Annotated in this window: 8 protein-coding genes; all 8 read right to left on the minus strand. The window is 59.7% G+C overall.

All coding sequences use genetic code 11. The annotated features are described in order from the left end of the window. The coding region (locus B7X90_RS18240; RefSeq protein WP_292626997.1) for an ATPase, T2SS/T4P/T4SS family at positions 1-1,426 on the minus strand (1,426 nt) is incomplete at its 3' end. Between the two features lie 54 nt (positions 1,427-1,480). Then, entirely contained in the window at positions 1,481-1,933 is a 453-nt protein-coding gene (locus B7X90_RS18245) for a hypothetical protein (protein WP_292627000.1), read from the minus strand. Between the two features lie 3 nt (positions 1,934-1,936). After that, the gene (locus tag B7X90_RS18250) at positions 1,937-2,179 is read right to left on the minus strand and encodes a hypothetical protein (RefSeq protein ID WP_292627003.1); all 243 of its coding nucleotides are present in this window, start codon (positions 2,177-2,179) and stop codon (positions 1,937-1,939) included. Positions 2,180-2,277: 98 nt separating this feature from the next. After that, the gene (locus B7X90_RS18255; protein ID WP_292627005.1) at positions 2,278-2,829 is read right to left on the minus strand and encodes a hypothetical protein; all 552 of its coding nucleotides are present in this window, start codon (positions 2,827-2,829) and stop codon (positions 2,278-2,280) included. Positions 2,830-2,898: 69 nt separating this feature from the next. After that, positions 2,899-3,252, minus strand: coding sequence for a hypothetical protein (locus tag B7X90_RS18260; RefSeq protein ID WP_292627010.1), 354 nt, complete (start codon positions 3,250-3,252; stop codon positions 2,899-2,901). 82 nt (positions 3,253-3,334) lie between these two features. Next, complete coding sequence (locus B7X90_RS18265; RefSeq protein WP_292627011.1) at positions 3,335-3,838, minus strand: hypothetical protein; 504 nt, start codon at positions 3,836-3,838, stop codon at positions 3,335-3,337. A 120-nt stretch (positions 3,839-3,958) separates the two neighbouring features. Further along, positions 3,959-4,453 carry a hypothetical protein gene (locus B7X90_RS18270; protein ID WP_292627012.1) on the minus strand — a complete coding sequence of 165 codons (495 nt, stop codon included), beginning with the start codon at positions 4,451-4,453 and terminating at the stop codon, positions 3,959-3,961. A gap of 188 nt (positions 4,454-4,641) precedes the next feature. Then, positions 4,642-5,101, minus strand: a 460-nt coding sequence (locus B7X90_RS18275; protein ID WP_292627014.1) for a hypothetical protein, incomplete at its 5' end; no start/stop codon positions are given.

The raw sequence follows: 5,101 nt of genomic DNA on the forward strand, positions 1-5,101 counted from the left end.
GCGGGCACAAAGTGCGCATCAGAAACTGCACGAGGATGCCGCGCAACAGCATTTCGAAGTCTTCGACCTTCACATTCAGCCCGCGAAGGCGCTGAATGGCCATCGGCACCGATTCTGCGTGAATGGTCGCGATCACCAAGTGGCCGGTTTCGGCCGCCTGGATAGCCTTGGATGCCGTGACGTTGTCGCGAATTTCGCCAAGAACGATGACGTCCGGGTCGCCACGCATGAAGGCCTTGATCGAACGAGCAAAGTCGAGACCCACTGCCTCATTCATCTGCACGTGCGTCACGTACGGGATGCGATATTCGACCGGGTCTTCAGCAGTGTAGATGCACTTCTCGAGACGCTTCATCTCACGGATGGTGGCGTTAAGAGTGGTGGTCTTGCCCGAGCCGGTCGCACCGACGATCAGGACGATACCGTTGCGGTACTCAACAATGCGGCGCCAGGTATCGACTTCGGTGATGCCAAGGCTGGTCAGCGGCATCTGTGCGCGAACCGGATCGAGCAGACGCATGGTGATCTTTTCGCGGCCGTCGGACGGAACGGTAGCGACGCGAACGTCGTAGGGACGACCGCGAACCTGGGTTGAGAAAGAGCCGTCCTGCGGAATGCGCGTTTCCATCGGATCGACACGCGCACGATCCTTGACCATGGCGCAGACGCGGGAATACTGCTCAATCGAGCCGCTGTGACCGATCTTGCGCTTGCCGAGGAAGCGGAAGAACGTCGTGTAGGTCAGCTTGTTCGGCTCGATGTGAATGTCAGACACTTCGCGATAAGCCGCATAGTCGACCAGAAGGTCGAGCACTTCTGCGTCATCGATGGTCTCGGCAACAATCGCACCGGGAAGAAGGTCCGTGCCCTGTGCGTCAGCAACGCTGTCTGGCTCAAGGATCTTCGACATGCCCTGCTCGAACTCATGCCACTTGGCAAAGCTGAACGGGACTTCCACAATCTCACGCCCCTCGACGTAGGGCGTCAGCAGGCTGCGTACCATGTTGAAGCCGCTGGTCGACGAGATCAGCAGCTTGCGATCGGTCTGGGCGTGAATGCAGATGCGGTAGTTGCGCAGGATTTCCTTCGGCAAGCGGACGTCGAAATCAAGGCTCGACGCCAATGCCGCAACGTTCGTCATCTCGATCGCATCGACGATCTTCTCGCGCGGAACGGCGCCGGCTTCAGACAGCGCCAGAGCCACCGACACGCCACGCGCTGCAGCTTCGAACTGCGCGGCACGCGCAATATCAGGATCGAGCAGATTGCTCGCCACGAGCTGGTCAGCGACGCTCAGCGACGATTGCGCTGCAGCCATGGGCTTGCGAGCATTGCTACCGAGCGCGCGCTTCACCAGCGCACGGCGCTGGTCAACCTTGCCGGTCAAATCCCAGGCGGCCTTGATCGCCTTGCCGATAAATCCCATTGAAATTCCCCCCAAGGAGCGCCACGCGCTCCGAAACATTCAGCCCCAGAATGATCACTTAAGGCAGCACGGATCCGCCTTCGACAGCTTGCCACCAGACCCGTCACACGCCTTGACCTGCGAAGGATTCGGCATCGCGGCACGCTTGCGGGCGGCAATGCAAACCCGAAGCCCCTCGGTATCATTGGCCCCGGCCACTGCCAGCAATGCCTTTGCACTGCTGTCCCAAGCCCATGCCGAACGGCCACCTGGCGGCGTCTCGCTCATGTACCCGGAATCAACCAGTACCTGCACGGTCTGTGTGCCACTGCCATCCACGGGAGGCTTGCCGTTGTCGTTCTCGTAGGCTTCAATCGCACGTGCGATCTGGCCCGACTGGTTCAGGTAGTCTGCGGCCTGCGCATCGACTTTGGCCCCGGTAACCGAGCCACCGTAATAGTTCGCGCCGGCGATAGCCAAGCCCACGAACATGATCACCCCGATGATGCCCACCAGAACGTGCGACATGACTTAGTCCTTCCGCACGCCCATGAGACGCTGCACGAGAGCAGGCAGCCGATCCAGAGGACCAGTTGCGGCCGTGAACGCGCAAAATGCGCTACCCACAGCCCAGAAGCTGCGCCACTCGATGCTGTCCGCCTTAAGTGCCAGATAGGCGAAAACGACACACAGCACTGCGTCGAGAACCCGCGCACCCATGCTGACCTTCTTTACGGTCGTGGACATACCAGAATTGGACGTTGGCTTTGCCATCGCATTTCCCCGCGTTAAACCCCGGCAACATCGATAGACCGAACGGACGTTGCCAGCAAGCGAGAGTTTGTCACGGACGTTTTTTACGTCCCATGGGTTCAGATCCGGCTGTAAACCACGTAGTCGCCCGGGTTCGCTTCCCCATAAATCCCGGCGCTATGCACCTGGAAGCAACCGAGGGGCTCCTTGACCATGGCGGTCACGTTCGTGCCAGCCTCGAGCGCCATCTGCGGCACATCATCTCCACGGTTCGCCTGCCTGTTGATCGACTGGCAGACGTGAAGCATCTCGTTCCCATGACCGAGACTGCCAAACACGATATCGGCATAGTAGAGCGAGCTCTCCACATCACCGGAGTACAGAACCCGGAACGGAAAGCCGCCTTCCCCGATGAACGGGTTCAGCGGCAGCGTTTTGAGATAGCCCTTGGGCACAAGCGACATCAGTTGCGTCCGCGCCACCACAGGCACGCCTTCGTCACCGCGGCGCAACGACAGAGCCATGGTGATCTGCGACGTCATTTGCGTCACGGACATGGCCTTGCTGTTGGCCATCGCCTGCATGAAGCGCGGACCGATAAAGGCTGCGCCAGCCAGCGCCAGGGCGATGAACAGCAACACACCGATAATGCCGACAAGGACGTTTACCACTGCTTTCTCCTCCCGCCCGGCACTATTGTCGCACCCGTACGATCTTCAGGCAATCGCAAGCTGGTCGTGTCAGAGTCTTGCGTAGGCGTAGAGCTGGTCCGCTGCCAGGCCAGAGATTGCAGCTGCCCCGACCTTGAAACAACCAGCTGGTCCGGCCGGGATGTCGCTGGCCGTTGCGGCTGTGACATAGCCATAGGTGCCAACGATGTCAGAAGCAGCTGCAGTCTGCTTCACGATCGCGCCACAGAGGCGATCCTGACCCGCTGCCAGATGAGCTACGACAAGCCCTCCTGCGACGCCAGTGGCCTCTCCGTTTCGACCCAGGACAACGATAGCGTCAGGACCTGCAGGGTTATACGGCACAGACTTGAGATACTGCCCCGTCCTCAGACCATCGAGGTTGTAGCCGGCGGTGACTTTCACGTCGTTCTCGGTGTTGGAGTAACTGATCGATGACCCCGACGATCCCGATCAACACATTCGACATGTTCGCCCCCCAGCGATCTCAATTTATGGACATGTAAGCGATGTAATCGCCAGCTGCGAACGCGCCCATTGCAGAGCTCGCACGGGCACAGCCGACGACCTGCTGCGGCATGGTCGTCACGGACGGTACGGTCGCACTGCCACCCCCCTGACGGTTGATATACGAGCACATTTCCGCCTGTTCGGTCGGCAGCTTAGAAGCAACAAATCGGGCAATGCCGGTCGACGACACTCCAGCGTCGGTTACAAGCATCACGGCACCAGCAGTGACAGGATTGACGGGAGTTTCCTCCAGAAAGTCCGGCGCAAGCTCGGACGTGTTGGCCGAGGCGCTAGTCATCGTCTCCTGCTCGCGATTGCGAACATTGACAGCCTTGGCCGTGGTCGAAAGCGTCTGTATCAAGCCACTGGCGCGCGCCTCGGTCATGGCATCGGACGTCAACGGACCGAAGTACGACGCTCCAGCCAGCGACAAGCCGACGAACAGCACGATCCCGACAATTCCGAGAAGCACGTTAGCCATTGGAAATACCCCCAGTCATCATGGATATAGCGCTCCACAATGTCCGTCAAACGATGTGTTCATGCAAAGAGGGGCGAGATTGCTCCCGCCCCTCATTACCGGTTCACCGATCACGAAAGATCAGGAGTTGGCATACGCCGTGTACGTCCCGGCGACGTTCGCGCAGCCCGTAGCCGAGTTGCCGATGGCAGCGATGTTCGCTGCAGTCGGAACGGTCGTGCCCGTACCGCCGGTCTGCTTGTGGATCGCCTCGCAGATCGCCTGGGCGTTGGTCGAAAGAGGCATCGTGATGCGCTTGCTCGACGCGGTCGGGCCATCGCTGATCGAGATCGCGCCCGTACCGGCCGGATTGGACGGAACCGCCTTCAAATACTGGCCGGTGACCAGTTCGGTGTAAGAAGCCGTAGGCGTCGTCGGGCCGGAAATGGCCGAGTTGGTGGCGGACTTGCCTTCCTGAACCTGGTACATGTTGACCGCGCTGCTGACCTGCGAAACCGCCTGAACAGCCGCCGAGGCCTTAGAATTGTTGGTCGACTCCTGGAAGCGCGGACCGAGGAAGAGTGCACCAGCCAGTGCAAGGCCGATGAACAGAATGACACCGATGATGCCGATCAACACGTTACTCAAGGTAATTCCCCCTTAGTTAGATGCGGACATAAACGTCCGTATCAAATTGCCCACGAGGACCGTAAGGGACACTTACCTTAGCGACAATACCCCCCTCGGACATAAGACACATTCTCTTACAATGAAAAAGGGAGCCCATTGCTGGACTCCCCTTCCCACTGACGGTGGAGACCGTGTCAGATACGGGCGTAAGCGTAGTTGGTGCCGGTGACCAGAGCGCCAACCACAGCCGAGGTCTTGAAACAACCGGTCGGGTTGGTCGGCAGCGCGCCGGCGGTGGCAACGGTCGGTGCGGTGTCGACCGAGTTGGTCTGCTTCGAGATCGCGTTGCAGATCGCGTCGGCGTTGGTTGCGAGCGGCATGACCACCAAAGCGGCGTCAGCGCCGGCAGCGGAAGTGCCGGCGGCCGAGATAAACGTCGGTTCGGCTGTGCCAGCGGGGTTCGACGGCGCCGACTTCAGGTAGTTCGTGCCGGTCAGCGCGGCCAGAGTTTCATTCGAGATGATGCTCTTGCCTTCCTGAACGCGATACATATTGGCCCCACATTCTCCAAGTAAGTCGCTGATTTCGCTGTCGTAATCGTGATATTTCGCATATAAATCATGGCGTTGACGGCTGCGAGGGGCGCGTTTCATG

This window comes from Novosphingobium sp. 17-62-19, assembly GCF_002256775.1.
GTDB lineage: Bacteria > Pseudomonadota > Alphaproteobacteria > Sphingomonadales > Sphingomonadaceae > Novosphingobium.

Bases quoted from the DNA above. Each gene is read 5' to 3' on its own strand.
- B7X90_RS18265 (WP_292627011.1), bottom strand. From the start codon at position 3,838: ATGGCTAACGTGCTTCTCGGAATTGTCGGGATCGTGCTGTTCGTCGGC.
- B7X90_RS18245 (WP_292627000.1), bottom strand. From the start codon at position 1,933: ATGTCGCACGTTCTGGTGGGCATCATCGGGGTGATCATGTTCGTGGGC.
- B7X90_RS18250 (WP_292627003.1), bottom strand. From the start codon at position 2,179: ATGGCAAAGCCAACGTCCAATTCTGGTATGTCCACGACCGTAAAGAAG.